The sequence below is a fragment of the Paenibacillus amylolyticus genome, from assembly GCF_003719335.1.
GTDB classification, from domain to species: domain Bacteria; phylum Bacillota; class Bacilli; order Paenibacillales; family Paenibacillaceae; genus Paenibacillus; species Paenibacillus amylolyticus_D.
The window spans coordinates 59,155-82,121 of the sequence record NZ_RIAS01000019.1 but is presented as its reverse complement, the minus strand read 5'-3'; the positions used below and the strand labels follow the sequence as shown (position 1 = coordinate 82,121).

General features: G+C 48.0%; 20 protein-coding genes. 1 reads left to right on the top strand and 19 read right to left on the bottom strand.

The window, feature by feature from the left end; translation table 11 throughout:
* Positions 1 to 11: 11 nt before the first annotated feature.
* From EC604_RS25685 to EC604_RS25615, 14 genes are all read right to left on the bottom strand, one after another.
* Entirely contained in the window at positions 12 to 407 is a 396-nt protein-coding gene (locus EC604_RS25685) for a sensory rhodopsin transducer (RefSeq protein ID WP_123066874.1), read from the bottom strand.
* 433 nt (positions 408 to 840) lie between these two features.
* Complete coding sequence (locus EC604_RS25675; RefSeq protein ID WP_123066899.1) at positions 841 to 2,025, bottom strand: rhamnogalacturonan acetylesterase; 1,185 nt, start codon at positions 2,023 to 2,025, stop codon at positions 841 to 843.
* Positions 2,026 to 2,230: 205 nt separating this feature from the next.
* Positions 2,231 to 3,070: a carbohydrate ABC transporter permease gene (locus tag EC604_RS25670; RefSeq protein WP_090924547.1), complete on the bottom strand. Its 840-nt coding sequence runs from the start codon at positions 3,068 to 3,070 to the stop codon at positions 2,231 to 2,233.
* Positions 3,071 to 3,072: 2 nt separating this feature from the next.
* Positions 3,073 to 3,975 carry a carbohydrate ABC transporter permease gene (locus tag EC604_RS25665; protein WP_090924548.1) on the bottom strand — a complete coding sequence of 301 codons (903 nt, stop codon included), beginning with the start codon at positions 3,973 to 3,975 and terminating at the stop codon, positions 3,073 to 3,075.
* A gap of 139 nt (positions 3,976 to 4,114) precedes the next feature.
* On the bottom strand, positions 4,115 to 5,404 hold the full coding sequence (locus tag EC604_RS25660) for an ABC transporter substrate-binding protein (protein ID WP_123066872.1): 1,290 nt from the start codon (positions 5,402 to 5,404) through the stop codon (positions 4,115 to 4,117).
* A gap of 249 nt (positions 5,405 to 5,653) precedes the next feature.
* Positions 5,654 to 7,207 carry a response regulator transcription factor gene (locus tag EC604_RS25655; RefSeq protein WP_123066871.1) on the bottom strand — a complete coding sequence of 518 codons (1,554 nt, stop codon included), beginning with the start codon at positions 7,205 to 7,207 and terminating at the stop codon, positions 5,654 to 5,656.
* On the bottom strand, positions 7,182 to 8,969 hold the full coding sequence (locus EC604_RS25650; protein WP_123066870.1) for a sensor histidine kinase: 1,788 nt from the start codon (positions 8,967 to 8,969) through the stop codon (positions 7,182 to 7,184). The genes EC604_RS25655 and EC604_RS25650 overlap by 26 nt, the downstream gene beginning before the upstream one ends.
* Before the next feature lie 976 nt (positions 8,970 to 9,945).
* Entirely contained in the window at positions 9,946 to 11,271 is a 1,326-nt protein-coding gene (locus tag EC604_RS25645) for a stalk domain-containing protein (protein ID WP_123066869.1), read from the bottom strand.
* 266 nt (positions 11,272 to 11,537) lie between these two features.
* Positions 11,538 to 11,855: a hypothetical protein gene (locus EC604_RS25640; protein WP_123066868.1), complete on the bottom strand. Its 318-nt coding sequence runs from the start codon at positions 11,853 to 11,855 to the stop codon at positions 11,538 to 11,540.
* A 34-nt stretch (positions 11,856 to 11,889) separates the two neighbouring features.
* Positions 11,890 to 12,753 carry an inositol monophosphatase family protein gene (locus EC604_RS25635; protein ID WP_240037218.1) on the bottom strand — a complete coding sequence of 288 codons (864 nt, stop codon included), beginning with the start codon at positions 12,751 to 12,753 and terminating at the stop codon, positions 11,890 to 11,892.
* A 109-nt stretch (positions 12,754 to 12,862) separates the two neighbouring features.
* Complete coding sequence (gene uvsE / locus EC604_RS25630; protein ID WP_123066866.1) at positions 12,863 to 13,864, bottom strand: UV DNA damage repair endonuclease UvsE; 1,002 nt, start codon at positions 13,862 to 13,864, stop codon at positions 12,863 to 12,865.
* A 195-nt stretch (positions 13,865 to 14,059) separates the two neighbouring features.
* A complete protein-coding gene (locus EC604_RS25625) occupies positions 14,060 to 14,383 on the bottom strand; it encodes a hypothetical protein (protein ID WP_123066865.1) in 324 nt (107 codons plus the stop codon).
* Between the two features lie 65 nt (positions 14,384 to 14,448).
* Complete coding sequence (locus EC604_RS25620; RefSeq protein ID WP_123066864.1) at positions 14,449 to 15,543, bottom strand: D-alanine--D-alanine ligase; 1,095 nt, start codon at positions 15,541 to 15,543, stop codon at positions 14,449 to 14,451.
* Positions 15,544 to 15,681: 138 nt separating this feature from the next.
* Positions 15,682 to 16,701 (bottom strand): amidase domain-containing protein, encoded by a 1,020-nt coding sequence (locus EC604_RS25615; protein WP_123066863.1) that lies wholly within the window; start codon positions 16,699 to 16,701, stop codon positions 15,682 to 15,684.
* Positions 16,702 to 17,115: 414 nt separating this feature from the next.
* Here EC604_RS25615 and acnA point away from each other — a divergent pair, with 414 nt between their 5' ends.
* A complete protein-coding gene (gene acnA / locus EC604_RS25610; protein ID WP_123066862.1) occupies positions 17,116 to 19,830 on the top strand; it encodes an aconitate hydratase AcnA in 2,715 nt (904 codons plus the stop codon).
* 101 nt (positions 19,831 to 19,931) lie between these two features.
* Here the strand turns inward: acnA and EC604_RS25605 are convergent, their stop codons facing one another.
* The 5 genes from EC604_RS25605 to EC604_RS25585 form a co-directional block, all read right to left on the bottom strand.
* Positions 19,932 to 20,246, bottom strand: a complete 315-nt coding sequence (locus EC604_RS25605; RefSeq protein WP_123066861.1) for a hypothetical protein — start codon at positions 20,244 to 20,246, stop codon at positions 19,932 to 19,934.
* A 12-nt stretch (positions 20,247 to 20,258) separates the two neighbouring features.
* The gene (locus tag EC604_RS25600; protein ID WP_123066860.1) at positions 20,259 to 20,666 is read right to left on the bottom strand and encodes a hypothetical protein; all 408 of its coding nucleotides are present in this window, start codon (positions 20,664 to 20,666) and stop codon (positions 20,259 to 20,261) included.
* A 475-nt stretch (positions 20,667 to 21,141) separates the two neighbouring features.
* The gene (locus tag EC604_RS25595; RefSeq protein WP_123066859.1) at positions 21,142 to 21,351 is read right to left on the bottom strand and encodes a hypothetical protein; all 210 of its coding nucleotides are present in this window, start codon (positions 21,349 to 21,351) and stop codon (positions 21,142 to 21,144) included.
* 79 nt (positions 21,352 to 21,430) lie between these two features.
* Complete coding sequence (locus EC604_RS25590; protein WP_123066858.1) at positions 21,431 to 22,072, bottom strand: VanZ family protein; 642 nt, start codon at positions 22,070 to 22,072, stop codon at positions 21,431 to 21,433.
* Between the two features lie 19 nt (positions 22,073 to 22,091).
* Positions 22,092 to 22,961 carry a M15 family metallopeptidase gene (locus tag EC604_RS25585; protein ID WP_123066857.1) on the bottom strand — a complete coding sequence of 290 codons (870 nt, stop codon included), beginning with the start codon at positions 22,959 to 22,961 and terminating at the stop codon, positions 22,092 to 22,094.
* Between the last annotated feature and the right edge of the window lie 6 nt (positions 22,962 to 22,967).

Below are 22,967 nucleotides of genomic sequence, written 5' to 3'. Positions count from 1 at the left end.
GCTCTCTTCGTTTATGCCAAAGGGTACGCCATGACACTCATTAATGCCAGTTCCGGCTGGGTTGTATCCAGGCGGCTGTACTGAATGATGACGGGTACATCACTTGAAACCGTGATGGCATACGGTACACCAGAGGGGATTGCTTCTTTCCCAGCACGTAGCGATGCAGTACGGATATGTTTTGTTCTTCTAGCCGGGACTTCGGCTTGAATATGCTCTAGCGGTTCGCGGTCTTCAAAATAAATCGTGATGTCCAGCGTTGCATCTTCACTGCCTGTATTCAATACACAGATGCTCTCATGGCTTTCCAACGAGCCTGAGCTATCCGGCGGGATGTAACCGTCTGGAATAACCCAGTACGTATGACCATGGGTTGAAGCTCTTGAAAGACTGGTGTGGTCTTGCATGGTACACTCTCCTTTATCTCATTGCGAAGGTGATGTGAGTTAAAACCATCTCGGTGGCTCGCGGGCGGACGCTCGGTGGGCGGATCGGGCTTTGGGCCACTGTTGGTCCGGGATTTCTTCTATTCCCCCTCCATGGGGGAAATCACGTGCCAAACGCGGACGCTCTGCTCCCTTTTCCCGATTCCGCCCCCCTCGCCGCCTCGCTTGCTTTTTTGGTTTTAAGAAAACATGGCCTTCGCTTCGCTGGGTCATTTTTTGTCGCTCGTCGCTTCGCTCGACTCGCGTTTCATCTTTTCACAGTTGCTGTTCAAGTGAACTCTACTTTTAATTTTTTGATTAAGCTAAGACGCACAAGACTTAAAATCCTGCGGTATCTGATCTCAGTAGCTTAAAAATTAGATCCTGACCTAAACAAATACTGCTACATTCGCTCTTATCTGAGGTACATCTGCAATGGCTGCAAATGCAGCTCGCGGATAGCTTCAGCCACCTGCTCTGCCAAGCGGCGTGCGCCTCGCTCCTGAAAATGTGTGTTATCTTCCATCCCTGTCGGGAAGTTGATATATTCGCCGGGCAGCACCCACATAAAATCATCCTTGGTGCCTTCTTCATCCGCCTGCTCAAACATCAGGCGGCTGCGTTCAGCCAGATCAATTAGCGGCACCTCTTCATCTGCCGCAAGTTCGCGCACGGCGGTAATATAATCGCCGTGTGTATCGGTCAATGTGCCATCTTCCGCAAAGTATCGGCGATGCACTGGCGTGATCAGCACCGGACGCGCCTTAACCTCGCGTGCGGCATCGATATATTTTTTCAGATGCTGCTTATAAGTGGTGAAAGGCTCCGTTCCCCGTTCCGGGTCAGGCTTCTCATCGTTATGTCCAAATTGAATAAACAGAAAGTCATGGGGCTTTAATCGCTGCTTAATTGCATCCAAGCGACCTTCATGAATAAAACTGCGGGAACTTCGCCCTGACTGTGCATGGTTATCCACGGCCACGTCATGTTTGAACTGTGCAGGCAATAGCTGTCCCCAGCCGCAATACGGGTACCCGCTCTCCGGCTGATCCGTTACCGTTGAATCCCCCGCGAGAAACACGGTCATCGTTTGATTTGCCAGCGTTATTTCCAGTGCATTGATTCGAGGTGCAGGACCTGAGAAGGTCAGGCGAAGATTGCCCCCGCGAACAACAACGGCAAACCGCATTTCTGCGTATTGCCCAGCCACCGTGCGAATTGTGGGTAACATCAGCCGGCCTTCCCCTGCTTTCACACGTGTGATTGTATCCGCGAGCGGATCTCCGGCAATCAGTAACACCTGATACGTTCCGTCGGGCACATCGACGATAAATGATGCCTTAAGCGGGATACAAAAGCTGGAACGCAAGCGGACAGACATCGTGGTCTGCCCCTGCGGAGAATAAATCCCTTTTGAGGAAAACCCTTCAGTTTCCTGCTCATCATACCGCTGCTTCTCATATACCAACGAACCTGGCTGGAATCCGAATCCCTTGTTCTCATCGTATATCGTTGTTGACGAAACAGCCACATAGCCATCTGCTTTTCCTACATTCGTATGGATGCCTTCTTTGCCAACTTCCTTTTCGGGTTTCCTCATAGCTAAAGTGGATGCCGATAAGATTTCTGATCTATGATCAGCTTGAGCGATAGGACCAAAACTAAACTTCCACGAGGAACTTTTTTGTTCGACTTGTTCTCCATGTTCTGCGTTTTCCAATTCTGCTGCATCCACTAATTTTCTCCTCCATGTATTATTATTAGTTTGATGCGACCTTGTTTTGGAATGTTTCGATCTTGCCTCGTTACCCCTTCAAACCACTCGTGCTCATGCCTTGCACAATCTGCTTCTGGAAGATGAAGAATACAGCCACAACCGGCACCAGACTGACAATCGACATCGCGAACATCGCCCCCCAGTTGGAGGCAGATTCACTATCGAGGAACATTTTAAGCGCCATGGATACCGTATACTTGTCAGGCGAGTTCAGATACAGCACGGGTCCGAGCAAGTCTTCCCATCTCCAGTAAAAGGAGAAGATTGCCGCTGTCGCCAGCGAAGATTTGATCAGGGGCATGATGATCTGAATATACAGCCTAAACTTGTTACATCCATCAATCGTTGCGGCTTCATCCAGCTCTTTAGGAATCGTGCGAATAAACTGCACCATCAGGAAGATAAAAAACGGCATCCCGAAGAAGGTAGGCACAACAATAGGCAGAATCGTGTTCAGCCAGCCCAGCTTGGTAAAGATAATATACTGCGGAACCAGTACGACGTCATGCGGCAGCATCAGCGTAAGCATCATCAGAGAGAACCAGAAGGTACGTCCTTTAAAATTCAATCTGGCAAAACCAAACGCGATCAGTGACGATGACAGCACTGCCCCAATGGTAGAGATCACCACAATGATCAGTGAATTGGTGATATAGTCCATAAACGGCCGTCCAGCCGTTCCCTTCCAGCCATCCACATAGTTCGACCAGATCCATTCGGTCGGAAACAGGCTCTCTGCCGTTACAAAAATCGTGCGGCTCTCCTTGAAAGAACTGAATAACATCCACAGCACCGGGTAGAGCATCAGAAGGGCAAGTGCGGCAACGAACAGATGATAGATTGGCCATTTTACATTTCTCCACACCATGATTACTTCCCTCCTTCAGATTCGTAGAACACCCAGAACTTAGATGTCAGGAACACAGCCGCTGTAAGCACACCAATCATGATCAACATCACCCAAGCCATCGCAGAAGCATAACCCATGTTGTTAAACATAAATGCCTGACGGAACAGATATAACGAGTACAGCATCGTACCGTCCATCGGGCCGCCCTCTCCTTTGGAGATGATGTAGGCAGGCACAAAGGTCATAAATGCACCGATCGTCTGCATAATGAGATTGAACAGTACGATTGGGCTGAGCAAGGGCAGCGTAATGCTGAAAAATTTTCGAACCGGATTTGCGCCATCCACACCTGCAGCCTCATACATCTCGGGGGAGATGTTTTTGAGCCCTGCCAGAAAGATCAGCATCGATGAACCGAATTGCCATACCGATAGGGAAATCAGCATGACAAGCGCCGCATCCGGATCGCCAAACCAACTGATCGGCCCAATGCCGATCGCGGTCATCGCACTGTTAATGACACCTTCATTGCTGAACAGGTTACGCCACATAATGGATACGGCCACGCTGCCGCCGATGATGGAAGGCAGATAGTACAATGTACGATACGTTCCCACCATACGAGAACCCGTATTCAGAATCATCGCGACAAAGAGGGCAAAGATCAGCCTTAACGGCACCCCGATGAATACATAGAGAAACGTAACCTTAACCGAATTCCAGTATTTTGGATCATCAAAAAACATCTTGGTATAGTTGTCCATCCCAATCCATTTTGGAGAGGTGAACAGGTTATAACTTGTAAACGACATGTAGAGGGAAACGAACATCGGGATGAGCGTAAATCCAAGAAAACCAATAATAAATGGGCTGATAAAAGCATATCCCGTCAAGTTTCTGCGCAATGAAGAATACTGCCTCAAGTGGAACGTACCTCCTTTATGGATCAGCTTGCTCCCGTCTTCATGTTACAGATAGGACGGTGAAAGGCCCTCGCCGTCAGCGAGCAGCCTGGTTCCCGTCTATCCCTGCATGCGGGACGAGCAAGGCATCATTCAATTGTTATTTATTGTTGGCAAGCACGGATTCTGCATTTTTGCGGAACGTCTGTGCCGCCTGTTCGGCAGTAATCTTGCCAAAGTTCAGCTCCTCCACTACATCAGCGAGTGAGGAAATGACCTCCGGTGATCCAACCGGTGGTGGTGGGCTCATTGGAGAAGCTTTTGGCTCCATCGATGCCACGAATTCAAATACCTGTTTCGTTGCATCACTCAGTTCAGGAGCAATAGCCTCTTTGATTTTCCCGGAGATCGGTACACCGCGCTCCCCTTTGATCAGTTTGTTCGCCTCTTCGTCATTCACCCAGAAGTCAATGAACTTTGCTGCTTCTTCCTTCACCTTGGAGTTGGACGTTACACCCCAGTACATACTTGGCTGCATGTAAAGTCCTTTTTCCATATCGGGCCCTGGCATTGGGGCAATCGCAAGCGGACGGTTAGCGACCTGTTGCAAAGCGACGAACTGGTTCGACCATTGCCATACGCCAATGCCTTTTTCTTTGACCAGATCCGACTCTTCAATGATACCTTTCGTTTGGTTAGCTACATCCGGTGAAGGCGCAGCCTTCTGCTCGATCATCCGTTGCATTAATCCGAAAAACTCTACGAACAGGGCATCGTCATCATAACCAAGCCCGGTTCCTTCCGGGTTGTAGAGCGATTTGCCTTTGGTACGCAGGAAATAGTGGAAGAAGATATCTGGCGCTACACCGCCATCCAGATACAGTCCCTTCTCTGCTGCTTGTTTGCCAAGCGCTTCGTAGGATTCCCATGTCAGATTTTCCGGCATGGCATCTACGCCAGCTTTCTTGAGCAACGCAGGATCATATTGGAAACCAAGTACGTTAACCCCAGCAGGTACACCGTACTGTTTGCCGTTAATAACACCTGTACTGATGACATTCTCGGCCACATCATCCACCTTGATCTGATTGCCCAGATACGGTGCGAGATCTTCAAGCTGACCGTTCTGTGCATATTGGCTGATGTAGGAAATATCCATCTGAATAATGTCAGGCAGCTGGTTGGCTGCGGCTTGCGGGGCAAGCTTTTTCCAGTAGTCATCAAAAGAAGCATATTCCACATCAATTTTGACGTTTGGATTTTTGGTTTTATACAGGTCGATGACCTTCTGTGTATATTCATGACGTGTATCCGAGCCCCACCAGGCAATTCGCAGATTCACTGATTCATCTTTGCTCCCAGATCCTTGTTCGCCGCCTCCGCCTGAGCTACACGCTGCTGTAAATACAAGTAACGCAGCCATCATCAGGAATATTGCCTTTTTCACCATGCCAATCTCCCCTTTTTATACTGATATGGTATTGTGAACGGGTTATCTCCATCTTGTTAACGAGACACTGATAACGCTTTCACGAACTTGATATTGTCATTTTCGCAAAAGTACGATCCAAGTTGAATACACAAAACCGTCTTGTTGGTTCAAAAAACAGAGGAGGACATCCCTGACGCTGCAAGCGTCGGTTATCCCCCTCTTAAGATATGACATGACATCGCTTTGCATTGCATTGCTAATTCCCTCTTAGATGCCGAATCTGCGGTATTCAGTCGGTGTCATCCCGGTCCATTTTTTAAACACCTGACTGAAATATTGCGAGTTACCTCCAAAACCGAACAATTCGGCCAGCTCGAACACCTTCACATCTCCGCCCCTGCGGATATGTTCACACGCCCGTTCAATGCGTAGACGATTGACGTAATTAGAGAAATTTTCGCCGGTGACTTTTTTGAAAATTTTGCCGAGGTAGTCTGGATTCATATACAACATCTGATGCGCCACTCCACTCAAGGAAAGGTCAGCCTCACCATAGTGACGGTCTACGATGTCCATCATTTTCTCCACTGCCGATGATTGACGACTGATGTAATTTTTATAATAACCCGCAGTTAAACGGGTGGCACTGTCTGCTACAAATGTATTCAAATCAGCTAACGTATCCATATGCGTCAGTTCCGCCATCCGCTGCGTGAAATCGGTTGCCTCCTCTGGCGGGCAGACTTGAATCATGGCAGAATATAACTGCACTACATAGGCGCGTGTCACCTCAATATCCAGCTTCTGATCTGCCAGTTGCTCGAACAGACGATGTACCTCGGCGGCAACTCCCTCCGTATTGCCCGATTTAATTAACTGGCACAGCTGATCAGCATCCTGCTCTACATTCACACCGTCACATTCCCCTGCCAGCACCACATCATTCTTGGTTATAAGTTTGCCCTCCCCAATGAAAAAGCGATGATTCAAGTACTGCATCACTTCGCGGAACAACCGCCGGGACTGGGTCATATGGTCCGCTTCACTGAGCGCAGCCGTCAGCTCTAATCTGTACAGACGGGTAAATGTCTGACGAACCGCTTCAATTCGCTCCTGCAACATATGCACATCCGCTGGTTCTGCCAGGACAATCAGGAGCTTGCCTTCAATGGTTGTGCTTAACAGAACATCAGGAAGCATGTCAGCCGCTATATTTTTGATCGCAAACAAATGACTGTAATCATGCTCTTCCACAATCCGAACCAGCAGTAACCGAACGCTTTTCTGCTGCAGCTCCAGATTGAATAGATCCTGATAATATTCCAGATCCATCGGTCCATATGTACGGTTGGTCATGAACTCCAGCAGAAACTGTTCCTTCACATGGGGAAGTACTCGCTGCAAACGTTGCTTGATCTCTCCCGCAACATGTTCTTTCACCTGCGCATCCTGACGCTCCTGCAAAAGCTCAACCAAGGCATCATGAATCTGATTCTCGTTGCAAGGTTTCAGCAGATAATGCTTCACCCCATATTGCATCGCCTTGCGGGCATACTCAAACTCCTTGTAGCCAGACAACATGATAAATCGTACCGCCGGATAAGCTTCGGAAGCCTTCTCGATCAGACCCAGCCCATCTAGACCCGGCATGGAAATATCGGTAATGATGATATCGGGTTTGGCACTTTCGATTTTCCCCAGTGCTTCCACTCCGTTTCTGGCCGTATCCACAAGTTCTGTCCCTGCGGCCGCCCAGTCAACCACCTGAGAAATCCCCTCCAGTATGACACGTTCATCATCTACGAGCATCACTTTGTACATCGTCATCGTCCTCTCTGATCCAAGGTATGCTGATCGATACTACAGTTCCTGATCCAGGCTTGCTGTTTATGCTCATGGTGCCTACATCGCCAAAGGTCAGCCTTAGACGTTCCTGAATATTCGTAAGCCCTATGCCCTGTCCTCTGGTCTGAATCTGCCCTTCCTGTAAACGTTCCATAAATTCGGAGGTCATGCCCGGCCCGTTATCCTCCACCTCAATCCGAATATGCTCCCCTTCTGCTCTGGCACGGATTCGAATCTGACAAGGCTCGATGCTCGGCTCAAGTGCATAATGAATGGCATTCTCTACAAGCGGCTGTAATGTTAATTTGGGAATTCGAGCAGTTCCAACCTCAGGCGCAATATGCATGTCAAAGTCTAGTCTTTCCTCGAACCGGGTACGCTGAATGGTAACGTAGCTGCGCACGATGTCCAGCTCCCGTTCCAGCGTAATCCATTTCTCGGACATATTGACCGAGCTGCGCAGAAGGAAGCCAAGCGCTTCGACCATCTCGGAGATTTGATGCTGTTTCTGCACTTTGGCAAGCCAGTTAATGGATTCGAGCGTGTTATACAAAAAGTGTGGATTGATCTGTGCTTGAAGCGCTTTCAATTCTGTCTCGCGAATAACAAGCTGCTTTGCATAATTTTCATCAATCAGCTCTCGAATCCGCTGCAGCATCATCTTGAAGGTTCGATGCAGCAATCCCACTTCATTCTGCGGAGATACGGGAACGCTGCCAAGAGCGGCTTCTTCCAGTTTATCCAGGTCCCCTTTTTCAATATTACGCATTTTCTTAATTAATTGGGCAATCGGATGGGTGATACTGCGCGAGAATTTGGCTCCAATCACAAGAGCCACCAGAAAGATCATAATAAAAATGGCCATGACGAGCTGTTTGACAAACTGAATCTGCTTGAACATCTGATCAAATGGCGTAGTATATAAGTAATTCCAGCTGGTATACGAGGAGTGAGCTCTCGCAACAAAAAATTTGCCCTGCTCTAACGTGGTGATTCCGTAAGGCTGCGTCCGCTTCAGCTCTGCTGCGATTTCGGACCTGCTGACCGTTGATTCGGTCGGATAGATGACCTCTGTCCCGTCAACAATGAGCAACTGCGAGTCCTCCGCTGGTTCCTGCATCTGATCCTGGACGATACGATCCAGCCGCACACGAATAATCAGGGTACCCAATTTTTCCAGCGTAAATGCTCCGCCCGTAAAGGACTTCACCTGTCTGACCGACAGCAACCTCGCCTGTTGGTCCCCACTTGCCAGCCATACGTTGGAACCTGCATATTGCTCACCGAGCGAAATTAGTTCCTGTTGCTTCGCCTCTGAGATGCCTTCCCGATTACCTGCGGCCATGACATTGTTATCGTTGTCGATAAACATCATGGAGTACACGTATTTCTCGGAACCCGCATAGGCAACAAGTCGGTTTGTCACTTTTTTACGAAGACTGTTCCGCTCGTATCCGGTCTCCGCCTTCTCCAGTTGCAGCAGATACTGTTGCAGCGGCTCATCCGACATCACTTTGAAGGACAGATTGGATAACTCGCGGAGCTTGTTCTCGATGCCAACCGATGACATATTGAGCACCTGTGATGACTTCTCATAGATCTGGCGGTCATAAATATTTAACACGTACTGCATGACAGATACGTAGAAAGCAAAGCTGATCAGCATCAAAAAACCGATCAGTAACATCGTTTTGTGGTGAATGGGTAGTGTGGTGAAAGCGTTTTTAAATTTACTCATTCAGGAGCGCTCCTTTGCTTGGCGAAGGGTTGCTGGTTTAGAGGGATACCGGCCTACGATGAAGCTGATAAGGGTCTGAATTGGGTAGTACACGCAGCGTACTTGTAAGTTATTTTCATATTTACACATCCATGGTCGGATGACAAGTCATATTTATGCAACCTACGGAGTCATCTTAGCAGGTATACAAGCATCAAGGTAGGTGACTATAACACTTTTTAGCGGAACAAGTTACCTGCGTTGCAACCTTGGTTAGCTTGCAGGGTGAGGGTGACTTTTAATGCTAGGAGAGGTTCGTTCCTCAGTGGGGAAGGCGATATAGCTTTGGGCTGGACTGTTGTGTTACTTGGGAGCGGATGTGGCTGTTTGTTGGAGATTCGTGTTCCTCAGGGGGCGATATCGGACCATAGATGTGCGGGTATTTAGGTTACTCGAAAAACGAAGAGATTCAGGGGAAAGTCGATGTATTCATCACTTTACTTTGTTGCGAGACACGATTTCGGAGAAATGCTATGGATATATTACTCTTGCTGTGATCTTGAACGCTCTTGCAGTGCTCTTATTGTCTCTTGGATCTCTAACGATCACCACAGACCTTATTTGGCCATTTTGACGTGGTTTCAAAATCTAACGATCACCCGTGACGCTATTTGGGTCATTTCCATGTGAAAAAGGGTTAAACCTTAGAGATTTCTCTAAATAACGTCTCTACGGATCGTTAGAATTTCAAAAGTCTTATTTCAAGCCAAATAAGGCTTCTCCTGACCGTTAGAATTACACTTCCCCCTGAATTCTCAAGACTAACATCATTTCTTGAATCTCCTAATGATTTCACTAATCTAATCCACTAAAAAACACCGAAAAAAGTGACGAGTCAGGAACAAGTCCTGCCTCGCCACTCCATCCTACCTTTAGGGTAAAATCACTTCTCACACATTCATTTTTAAACATTCATAGGAGTGCTCTCTTAAAAGCCTTACGGATTCACAAATACCGTCTTGAGCTTCGCGATATACTGCACGTCAAAACCAAGACCTTCGGCTACCATGGCCACAGGTACATACGTTTTGGCTTCCTTGCCTACTTTGTTCAGGAAGGCCGGAGTGTCCACTGCAACGGATGCACCGTTCACTTTCACGGCATTCGCTCCAATCTTCACAGCTACTGTGCGGTCACCGTAGGTAATGGTTGCAGTTGACGTTTTGTTATCCCAAACGGTTTTGGCACCCACTGCATTCACGATATCCTGGATCGCGACGAAGTTTTTGCCGTTACGAATGACTGGTTTATACGGTGTGCTCAGCGTCTTGCCACTTACGATGATGTTCATTGGCTGGCCTGCATCTGGCGCGGTCAGTTTCGTGTAGTCACCCCAAATGGTTTTTGCAAATTCTTCAGCAATAGCAGCATATCCAAGCTGATTCGGGTGGAAATCCCGATTTTTGATCATATGTGTCATTGTGCCTTCACCGCCAACAAAATCTTTGGCTACATGAGCCACTTTCACATCAGCACCCTGAGCTGTGAACTGAGCAGCAATGCCATCAATCGTTTGTGTGAAGCCCTGAGAAGCCTGCATCAACTTGGCATACAGCTCTTTGCCTGCTACTGCTGGCATCGGCTGGTACTGGTCAGCAATAACAATCCGGGCAGATGGATTAATCTCATGAATATTATTAATGATCGCAGTAACATTGGTTGTATACATTGACAGCAATTCTTTCACTTTCTCTTGCAACTCTTGGTCGCTCATGGTGTTTGCTGTGCCCAGAAGCTCCGATACATCATTGCCGCCAATCGTCATCGCTACGAGATTAGCCTGTGCAATGCTTTCGCGAATCGCGGTTGTGTTTGCCCCAATCTGTCCTGCTCGCGGATCAGGCAGATTCGGCTGAATTGCTTCGGAAGTCAGCGTCTTACCTTCCTTGATCGCATCCGTAAAGGTCTTCAAACCGCTCGTTTTGAGTCCAGCGATGCCGAAGTTATCTACTTGTGTACGCCCATGGAGCAAGCCCTGTTCCTGCAAACGCTCAACGTAACCATAAGGCAATGTGGTCATCTTCGGCTCATATCCTACAGTAATGGAGTCACCCAATGTAACGATCCGGAATTCTTTGGTTACAGCGGCGGCATCTTTCTTTGTTGTTGTAAGTGATGCTTCATTTGAAGCCACAGGTAATACGCCCGTTTTGGCATCAGCAGCATGTGCCGGTAAGGCGGACGGTGTGAGCAACAACATACCTGCCAGCATGCTTGCGCTCAGGCCTGCGGCGGTGTTTTTCCAAATACGTTTACGCTTCATTCTTATGACACTCCCTTAGTCAAATCTACATTTACACTTTTATATAGTACATCCATCGTTCCGATGACATATGCTTGTGTACCTCTATTCTATCACTTCAAATATAGCTTTGTCCTCTTGCCTAAATGTGCACGCAAAATAATAGACTTCCCTTTACAGGGAAGTCTATTATTTTTAGAATCTGACTCTATTGATGGGAGCAATTCTATTGATAATGTGTATACTTATGATGGTATGCCCATTAATGGTCATATGTTTCCTGTATGTTACGCTTCGCTGTCCGAATCTGAATCCCTAACTTGATCTTGATCTGCACGCTGACTTGACGTTGGTTCGCCATTTGACTTGGTTTCCTGCCCAGCAGCACGATCCAGATACCGGTCATATCGATCATCCAGTTCACGAGCCATCGTACGAAACTTTAACGTTTCCTCCACAATCGGGTCTCGTTCTGTCTGAATACGCACCTCGTACTTCGGAGGAATGAGCTGACGTTCACGCTCTTCAGCATCATCGGACGCTTCCATGTCTCCTTCCGTCAGCATGTCGCTAAGCCGTCGTTCCAGTTCTTTGGATTCATCCATCGTAATTTACTCCTTCAATATAGTGGTATATGATTTACTCCAGTCCGGTAGCCTTGGCTTCCTTCAAAACTTCCGTCAACGCATCATGAATCTTGCCATTGCTGGCAACGATATGATTCACAGCTAGCGTATATGGTGTTCCCTTCGTATCCGTCACTTTACCGCCGGATTCCGCAACCAGGAGTGCACCTGCAGCAATATCCCACGGTTTGAGGCCAACTTCCGTGTAAGCACTCAGACGTCCAGCAGCAACATAAGCCAGATGAATCGCAGCCGAGCCACCTGCACGCAGATTGCGCACCTGCGGAGCAAGGGCCTGGACAGCAGCCATATTCAGCGGCAGCGCAAAGGTGGTATCTGCCGGGAAGCCTACCGCCACAAGGCTCTGTGCCAATGTTTCCTCACCCGATACTGTCATCCGGTTTCCGTGTACATAGGCTCCTTTTCCTTTTTCCGCAACAAATAATTCGTCACGGGAAGGATCATAGATAACACCCACAATTACTTCACCCTTATGCGCGAGGGCAATGGACACCGAATAGAATGGGAATCCGTGCACAAAGTTCGTCGTTCCATCCACCGGGTCAACAATCCAGAGGTACTCTTCCTCTGCTGCCTCTTTCAGCGCTCTTGCTGAAGCTTCGGGCCCTGGCTCGACTCCTTCTTCCCCCAGAATAGCGTGGTCTGGAAAATGGGTCAGAATCAAACGGCGAATCATCTGCTCTGCCCCTTTATCCACTTCCGTCACCAGATCTTGAGGAGAATACTTCGTTCCGAGTTCACTTACCGTACCCAGACGGCTCTTGATCCACTCTCCCGCCTTGGACGCAGCATTAATAGCAACGGCAGTATAGCTTTTGCTTGTCACGACATAAGGTACCTTTTCCTTTTCACTCAAAGCGTTCACTCTACTTTCTATATCAATCTACGAAAAAGTTAAAAATACTTGTTAGAAGTATACGTCTGAGCATTCGTAAAGTTTCTTGCTGTCCAAGCCCCTTTTGGCTTCACGGATGAATTCGTACCGTGGACTCATCCACCCATTCAACGCCTTCATCCTGATAAAAGGCCAGTTTTTGCATCAGCTGCACCAAGGCCTCATCCTTGCGTTTTGCCTCGATCATTACATCAAGTGCTGGTGTATCCGCAGCGATATGACGAAGAAAATCAAGTAGTGGCTCGACTTCCACCCCATCGGCATGTCCGCGAAGGTCCTTTTCGCTCTTCGGGCTGGACACATGAATTTTTGGAACTAATGGTCGATCTGGCGGTGCATCGGCTTGTGCGAGCGGTAACTGCCAGGTTTTTAAAATATCCGGCCACAGCTCCCATGGCTGCTCGCCTTCGTTGTTCACCCACTGGTGATGAATATCCAGTACCATCGGCAACCCAATGTTCTGACATACCGCAAGTGTCTCAGGTGAATTAAACGTTTTGTCATCATTTTCAAGCGTCAGCCGCTCCTGAATATCCCGGTCCAGCTTCCAAAAATTTTCTTCAAAACGCCGTGCCGCTGAAGGCTTGTCCCCATATGCACCACCAATATGAATATTGTTCTTGGCTGTCGCATTGAGGCCCATGGCGTCCAGCATTCGGACATGATGACGAAGATCCTTCATCGAGTTACGCAGCACCTCTTCGCGAGGGGTACTCAGCACGGTAAAATGATCCGGATGAAAGGATACGCGCATCTGATTTTCCTTCACGAAATCACCAATCGCTTGGAAATCCGGTTTCAGTGCCGGAAAAGGGTCCCAATCACTCAAATCTTCATGGGTAGCCAGTGGAATTAATTTCGAAGAAAAGCGATATACATGAATATGACTTCCTTTGTTGTGCCGGAGCAAACGTAAGGTATTATGCAGGTTCTCGGCTGCAATGCGTTCCAGCTTGCGAATAGCCGCTTCCCTGTCTCCGATTTTATTAAAACTGGCCATCGTCATCGTCCGGGAAGGCGAAGCATTCTCCACCAGCACCGACATCGCCACGTAACCGAAACGTACAAGCATGAATTTCTTCCTCTCTGTTTAGGACGGACAGACTTACACGACAGAAGACAGCCGCGAAGCTAAGCCGACATGGTATATAACCAAGTTTTACCCTAAACAAGGGAGCGTAATCGCATGATTGTAAAACCGTCCAGCCGCTCTGTGAAAGAAGTTACCCGTAAAGCTAAACTCCAGTGATAGCCCTATCAATAGGCTCTATTCCTGCGCCTGTTCTCCAAAGAACATCTCATCAGCAAGCGCCGTCTGGACCCGTGATTCTTCCTCGGTCAGCTTGCGAATAAGCTGCATCTCTACTTCCGTTACTTCTTGATTCTGAAAATTGATCTCCGCAATGGAAGCCACAATTTTCACAATCGCGACTGCTACATTGTCCGGAGTGTAGGCAATGACCTTTTGCCCGGTAGGAAACACCCGGAAGCCTTGTTTGACCATTTTGCCGCGACCGTATTCCAGCAGTTCAAATAACTCTTGCTCGCTTTTGAATTTACATACGGAATTAAACTCTGTCTGAAATCCCATGCACATTCCTCCCAATCTCCTGATAGTGGAAATCTAGCTTGGATAGCGGATCGTCCAGGCTATGCCTAAACGCCGTTTTCGTAATTCAGTGCCTGTTTACGGTTATACCGCTCCAGTCCCAGTTCGATCATGCGATCCAGCAATTCGGCATACGACACACCTGTCTCGCGCCACAAGAGCGGGTACATGCTGTACGGGGTGAAGCCAGGCATCGTGTTCACTTCGTTAATTAGCAGTGCGTCATCCGATTTGCGAATGAAGAAATCTGCGCGGGAGATTCCGTTACCCTCAATAGCACGGAACGCTTGCAAAGCCGCTTCACGAATACGGTCTGCTGCCTCAGGGTCGAGCGGTGCAGGAATCAACATCTGAGACTGACCATCGATGTATTTGGCTGCATAATCGTAATACTCACCAGAGGATACAATCTCGCCTGGAACCGAAGCCATCGGTTCATCATTTCCAAGAACACTAACTTCAACTTCGCGTGCTTCCACAAATTCCTCAATGACTACTTTGGTATCATACCGGAGTGCAAACTCAATCGCTGTTTTCAGTTCATCGCGGTTACGCGCTTTGGAAATACCTACACTGGAACCAAGGTTGGCTGGTTTAATGAAGCAAGGATAACCCAGCTGATCTTCAACCTGTACGATCATTTCGTGTTCAGTCTGTTTCCATTGTGTTGCGTTAAAATACGTGAAGGCACACTGGTCAATCCCGGCTTGAGCAAACAGTTTTTTCATAACTACTTTGTCCATGCCGCCTGCCGAAGCCAGCACCCCTGCGCCAACATACGGCATATCCGCCATCTCAAACATCCCCTGGATCGTGCCGTCTTCACCAAACGTGCCGTGCAGCAACGGGAACATAATGTCCAGTGCTTCCGCTCCGCCGTATAAACGTGCGAATAATGCATTCAGCGCGTCCTGTGTGCCGCCCGCGAAGTTTTCCAGTTTCAGATCTTCAATACGTGCAAAAGGTGCATTCATCACGGCTCCTTTTTTCCACGTCCCCTGCTTGGAGATATAAAAAGGAACCAGTTCATACTTCTCGTAATCAAATGCATTTGTTACAGCAAACGCCGTTTGCAGCGATACTTCGTGCTCGCCTGATTTTCCGCCGTATACGACGCCTACTTTTAATTTATCCATACTCATGCGTAACCTCCGATTATATCTGTACGTGATGCTATCTGCGCAGCCGTTACAGGCTATTGCCCTGCTGCTTCCGGTCTCTGTTCTTATTTTACACGGAACGGGCTGTCTGCGTCACCGAATCTCGCAAATCTTTCCCTGTTAAAATTCGTCCGCGATATGAAAAAGTCGATATACCGTCCGCTCCGTCCAGGCATAGGAATCCCGGTAATCCCAGTAACGATGGCGACTGCTCACCGTATGTGCATTTACCAGCGGCATGCCCCCCGCGTCAAAAGCGGTGACCACCGTGCTGTGCTGGAATCTTCCATCGCCATCCCAATCGTAGAAAATAACGTCACCAAGCATCAGCTGCTCAGGACGATCCACCTCGGTGGCCGTCAGCCCCCAGCTGCTGCCCGACAGATATCTTGCCAGACTGTTGGATACAGCCCAGCTGTAACTCCACATTTCCGCGCCGTTCACATACCCTTTATACCACCAGCCCGCTTCTCTTCTACCAGTATAGTGGATGGGTGCTTCCCCTGCAAAGAGACACTGGGACACGTAATTCGTGCAGTCCACATCAAATTCTTCATATGCCGGATTACCTGCATTCCACCATCGATCTGCGTAGGCTACAGCCAGATCCCGGCGATAAATATGCCTTATGGCACTTCTGCCTTGACCCAATACTTCCCGATTCAGAAGCGGCCGATTCACCGCCTGTACAAAATCGGCTTGTTGATAAGGACGCCCTTCCCCCGCTGGACGGCGCTCCGGCACTTCTCGTTCCACACGCGCTATAATCCAATGCCCATTTTCACGCAAAAAAGTTAATCGCTCCCGTTCAATCCGATCTTCCCGGTGGGTGATGCCACTCTTCTCATAGAACAGCCTGCTGTACAGTTGCACTTCCGCCACCGCTTCTTCAGATCCATCAATGAGTGTACGCACAAGCTTGGCGCTGGTCTCGCTGCGAAGAGGTACAGCGCGCCGTTTGCGATACCATTCATCCAGCCTTGCCATGCGTTCTCCCCGTTCCATCACAAATTCGGGATCGGTGACGATCCGTTCACTCGTCTGTGGACGGTAATCGATCTCACAGCGATTGTACTGGTTGACGTACGTGTATAAGGCACTCTTCCATTCGCGTTCCAAGCTTGTGTCCCCCTTTGGCATGAGTTCGGATCTGGATCACCCGTATTTTGGATAAATGCAATTCGCTAAGCCGACGAACACTCTCACTGCTCAATCGATACAGTGAACTCCTATTATTCATATGAAGGGGACCTAGTTTGTATGTACACAGTCAGATGACGTGCCTAAATATGTGACCTGAAAAGATCAATATCACCCACATTCACACCAGAATCCAGAAAACGCCTTCATCTGTTGAAACGCTTGCTTGCACAGGCAAAAAGCCCTTTACGTACGGATGTGAAAACGGTATACTTAGAACTAAAGTTATGATTTTGAAATTATGTTTCATCTGATGAAACCATCGAACAAGAACACGGAACGGTGAAGGCCTGTTCTTCATTTAGCAATGAACGTTTTCTTCATCTCACCGACACATTTTAAGGAGGTACATGTATGTCAGCCAAGAACCATTTCTCCGCCGCTCGTACGCTTGAGGTTGGAGGCAAGTCTTACCGCTACTACAGTCTTGATGCTCTTCAGGAAGGCGGCCACGGCGACCTTTCCAAGCTTCCCTTCTCGATTAAAGTGCTGCTTGAAGCAGCGATTCGTCAATTCGACGGACGTGCCATCACCGAAGAACACGTTAAACAACTGACCGGCTGGGCAGAAGGCCGTGATAATAATAAGGAAATCCCGTTTATCCCTGCGCGGATCGTATTGCAGGATTTCACGGGTGTACCGGTTGTTGTTGACCTTGCAGCAATGCGTGACACCGTGAAAAAAGCAGGCGGCGACCCAAAACAAATCAACCCGCTCGTTCCTGTTGATCTCGTTATTGACCACTCCGTTATGGTTGATGCTTTCGGAACCAGTGATGCACTGGATTACAACATCAAAGTTGAATTCGAGCGTAACGAAGAGCGTTACCGCTTCTTGCGCTGGGCACAAACAGCATTCAACAACTTCCGTGCTGTTCCACCATCCACAGGGATCGTTCACCAGGTTAACTTGGAGTACCTTGCTTCCGTGGCTGCAACCAAAACGGTTGATGGCGAAACGGTTGTATTCCCGGATTCCCTCGTAGGTACAGACTCCCATACCACTATGATCAACGGTCTCGGCGTTGTCGGCTGGGGTGTAGGTGGTATCGAGGCCGAAGCAGGTATGCTGGGCCAACCGCTTTATTTTGTAACACCAGACGTTATCGGTTTCAAATTGACAGGCAGCCTGAGCGAAGGCGCAACAGCAACTGACCTCGCGCTCACCGTTACCCAAATGCTTCGTAAAAAAGGCGTTGTCGGCAAATTCGTTGAGTTCTACGGACCGGGTCTTGCCAACATCGGCCTTGCTGACCGTGCAACAGTTGCCAACATGGCACCGGAATACGGCGCAACGATCGGTTTCTTCCCAGTAGACAGCGAAACGCTGAACTACCTGCGCAGCACAGGACGTTCCGACGAGCAAGTAGAACTGGTTGAAGCTTATTACAAAGCTCAAGGCATGTTCCGTACTTCCAGCACCGTTGATCCGGAGTTCACTGATGTTATTGAGCTGGATCTCGGCTCCGTTGTACCGAGCCTTGCAGGACCTAAACGTCCACAAGACCGTATCGAGCTGACTCAAATGAAAGAAAGCTTCAACAGCATCATCCGTACACCTGTCGACAAAGGCGGATATGGACTGAGCGATGAGAAGATTGAACAAAAAGTGCCTTTGAAGCATCCTGACGGTTCTACAAGTGAACTGAAAGCTGGAGCTGTAGTGATCGCGGCGATCACAAGCTGTACGAATACATCCAACCCTAGCGTTATGGTCGGCGCAGGTTTGCTGGCGAAAAAAGCAGTTGAACTTGGCTTGACTAAACCAGGATATGTGAAAAGCAGCTTGACTCCAGGTTCACTCGTCGTTACCGAGTATCTGGAAAAAGCCGGTCTGATCCCTTATCTCGACCAACTCGGATTCAACGTTGCCGGTTACGGCTGTGCAACATGTATCGGTAACTCCGGTCCACTGCCGGATGAAGTAAGCGAAGCGATTGCTGCCAACGATATGACTGTAGCGGCTGTATTGTCCGGTAACCGTAACTTCGAAGGCCGTGTACACGCTCAAGTAAAAGCCAACTATCTGGCTTCTCCACCGCTGGTTGTTGCTTACGCACTGGCAGGTACAGTGGATATTGACTTCGAAACCGATCCAATCGGTCACGACCAAAATAATCAACCTGTATTCCTGAAAGACATCTGGCCTAGCTCCGAAGAGATCAAGGATGCGATCGCAAGCTCCTTGAATGCACAGATGTTCCGCAACAAGTACGAGAACGTATTTACTGCCAATGAACGTTGGAACCAAATTGCTGTACCGGAAGGCGAACTGTATGAGTGGGATCCGAACTCCACATACATCCAGAACCCACCATTCTTCCAAGAACTTGGTGACAAGCTGAACGATATCTCGGATATCCGCGCTGCACGTGTAATGGCATTGCTGGGTGACTCCGTAACAACGGACCATATCTCACCAGCAGGTAACATTGCTCCGTCCAGTCCAGCCGGTTTGTATCTGAAAGAGCATGGTGTAGAACGCAAAGACTTCAACTCCTACGGTTCACGCCGCGGTAACCATGAAGTCATGATGCGTGGTACGTTCGCCAACATCCGTATTCGTAACCAGGTAGCTCCAGGTACTGAGGGCGGTATTACGAAATACTTGCCAACAGACGAAGAAATGTCCATCTACGATGCTTCCATGAAGTATCAGGCTGAAGGACAGAACCTGATCGTTATCGCAGGTAAAGAGTATGGTACAGGAAGCTCCCGTGACTGGGCAGCCAAAGGTACGTTCCTGCTCGGCGTCAAAGCGGTTATCGCGGAAAGCTTCGAGCGGATTCACCGCAGTAACTTGGTCGGCATGGGCGTTATGCCATTGCAATTCCAGGAAGGTCATGGCTGGTCCAGCCTCGGCCTGAACGGACGTGAGACGTTTGACATCACAGGTCTGAGCAACGATGTGAAACCAGGTCAAGAATTGAAAGTAACCGTAACTCGTGAAGACGGTACACAGTTCGACTTCCCTGTTATCGCTCGTCTGGACAGCATGGTTGATGTGGATTACTATCACAACGGTGGTATCCTGCAAACGGTACTGCGTCAAATGATGAAAAAAGCGTAATCCCCTTCATCTTTTATGGGATAAAATGATATAACAAAGCCCCGCCTCATGTGCAGACTGCACGATGAGGCGGGGCTTTTGATTTTGAGACTACCGTCTGATCAAAAATCGATCCTGATTCCTACCTTGGAATCGTCTGGTGGTGCAGGAATACGATAGATCCCCCTACATTTTAACTTTTCCACGTTGATCCAATCCATAAAGTCATCCCCGCCGTAACTGCGAATAAACACCCCATATTCCAATTCATCATCGAAATTAATCGATTCCATATATTGAGTGAACGGATGTTTACCTTCAATGCTTTGCAGAAAATCAGAAAATTCAATTCTCCACGCTTCGATCTGCTCTGCATGCTGGTCAGGGACATAATAATAGAAACCGTCAGGGGTGTAATACGAAATTTTCATTATCATCCGATCTACCTCCTAGATTTTCAAAATATCCATGCCTTCCTTCAGTTGTTCAGAAACAGCCGTATAATACTCAATTCTATCTGCAAGCTCGCGTTCCGTTTTATGTACCAGATAATATGAATACTTCTGCATCAGCTCATGCTCATTCAACTCAATAGGCAGGTGAATGATCTCGTAATAATCTGAATGCTCTGAGTTGGCATAATAACGATAACCTCTTTCGCATCGGCCAACATTCATTACCGTTTTGATGACTAATAATTCATCGCGTGTGAAGCTGCGAATCTGTGTGGACCTTTTCTCTTCCAACTCTCGTATGGCCTGTTCCTCTTCTTGTCTATGTGTTGCGTCTGCGATCTCACTTTCGATTGCGATCAATGCTCTCATTCTTCCAGCAAGCTCTCTAGCTAACAAAATCAATTCGAGCCCTCCTCCGAGTATAGTGAACATACAAGTATTGGCGAACAAATCCAAATTGTATCCGTCGCAGGAAGGAACTACAGTTAAGAAATCGACATCAACAAAATGGGCAGTCAAAATGCTAACGACTCTAACGATCATGAGAAGCCTTATTTCGCTCCAAAACAGCCTTTTGAAATTCTAACGATCCGTAGAGACGCTATTTAAGTAAATCCCCCTCGTTTTATCCCCATTTCAGCTAAAATTGAGCCGAATAGCGTTTCTGGTGATCTTTAGAATTTGTAACTCGGCAAAATCAGCCAAATAAGGTCTGTCATGATCGTTAGCGCCGTGAGGGGGACAGATCTCTGAAGTCTACAGGGTAGAGTTAAGGTTTTCATATTTCCCATGTTTTTAAAGCACTCACCTCCATATCTCTATAAAAAAACTCTCCCTCACGCAACGCTACAAACAGTGCGTTCACAGGGAGATTCGCTTAATGCCCAATATAATGTGAAGATTCATCGAACAGTTGCATCGTGCCCATCAACAGAAAGAAACACGACATGACGATCAAAGCTGCTCCAACCCACCTTGCCGCAGATCGACGGTTCTTTATTTGCTGGTCTGCAGCACCTGCTGTACTCTGCGGATATACCAGAAACATAAGCCCTGTACTAATCAACAGCACAGCCATAATAATCAATGTAATCTCTCCTTAATCATGAAGTGAGACTTGGATCTCTTCTCACAGTTACTCTCCTAGTGGTTTCATCGCCAATCACCTAGTTATTTGCAGCCACTCTTGATTTCAACCCTGTAAATAGCTTGTTCATAACCAACAACACCGTATACACCAGATATCCGATCATTCCGCCAAGTGAATTCAGCATGAGATCATCCACATCAAAGATACCCATTCCCGTCAGCAGCTGTGTCACTTCATATCCCAAGCTAAGTAGAAAGGATAGAAACAGCACATGAATCCCGGCGAAAAAAGAATGGCGTACCATACACGTAACCCATACACCAAACGGCACAAATGCAAGGATATTGCCTACTAAGTGAATTGCTGTTCCTGATCGGTGATGAACGGACAGACTGTGCCAGTCTCGTTTGATCTCCTGAAACGGCGTCAGATTTACAGTTCGTGTATGGATCAGATCCGGTTGACGCAGTAGCCCCATCACTCTGTCCCATACCACACCTGCATCCACGGGCCCTCCTTTAAACAAAATCAGTTTGGTCAGCAAATAGAGATAGATCACGAATAGGGCAATCCAGAGGATTCGAAGCGGATTGGGCCTTATCTCTTTGCGATGATGACTATGATTCTTATGACGTTGGTTGACATCAAAAAGTTTGATTTTTTTATAATTTTTTTGACCCTGTTGCCTATACTGCTCGTTCGTCTTGTTCTGTCCCATGCTGTCTCTCCCTCCATCATCAAGAGGATTTTTCAACCGTAACAATAACCCCTTGCATATTATCACCGGAGATGTCATAGGCATCATTCTCTGGCAGATAAATCTTCGCACCCTTCGACACCTGATAATAATGGATATCATATGTAATGCCGTTCAGATCAACGCTAACGTCTCTCTTTTCTCTTAACATCTCCAGATACTCTTCCAAAACCATCTGATTCTTGTGCATCACCGCACTATGCGGCATGCCCACATATCTGAAATGCCAGGGTTCATACTGGATGCCTGTCACGTTCACTTTATCTTTGGGATATCGCAAAATAAAACCGTATTTCCACGCATTTTTCTCCAGCCACGCTCCCTCAGGAGCCTCACTCATTGGGGCCAGACTTGAACCTATATCCAGGGATAACCCCAGATTGTGCTCGCTATAGCCCGCAGGCAACGCGTAGTCCGAACCCTTTTGCCGATACAGCTCGTCCTGCTTCTCAAAATCTCTGTACCCGCTACTCATCAGAAAATAGCGTACTCCCTCTTTACCGGCAGCCTCAACCATCTTCTGAAATTTTGCTGTGACCTCACGGGACAACATCAACGTCTGATCCATGATTCCGAAGCCTTGAAGCAGGTTTTCCTCGTCAGCCACATATACAATATCGGGGCGAACGCCTTCAGGATGTATCGGATGCTCGGAATTAACTAAGACCAGACTACCTTTATGTATTTGCTGTTTCATTTCTTGTGTCGCCGCTTCTCGGTACCCCGTGTATTTCTCATCGGTGTCCAAAATAACAATCGGCAACTCTTCCTTCTGCTGCAAAGCTGCCGTTGATTGCGTTACGATATATCCAATCAAAATGATGCATATCAGAAAGCCCCACTTTTTCATGATTGT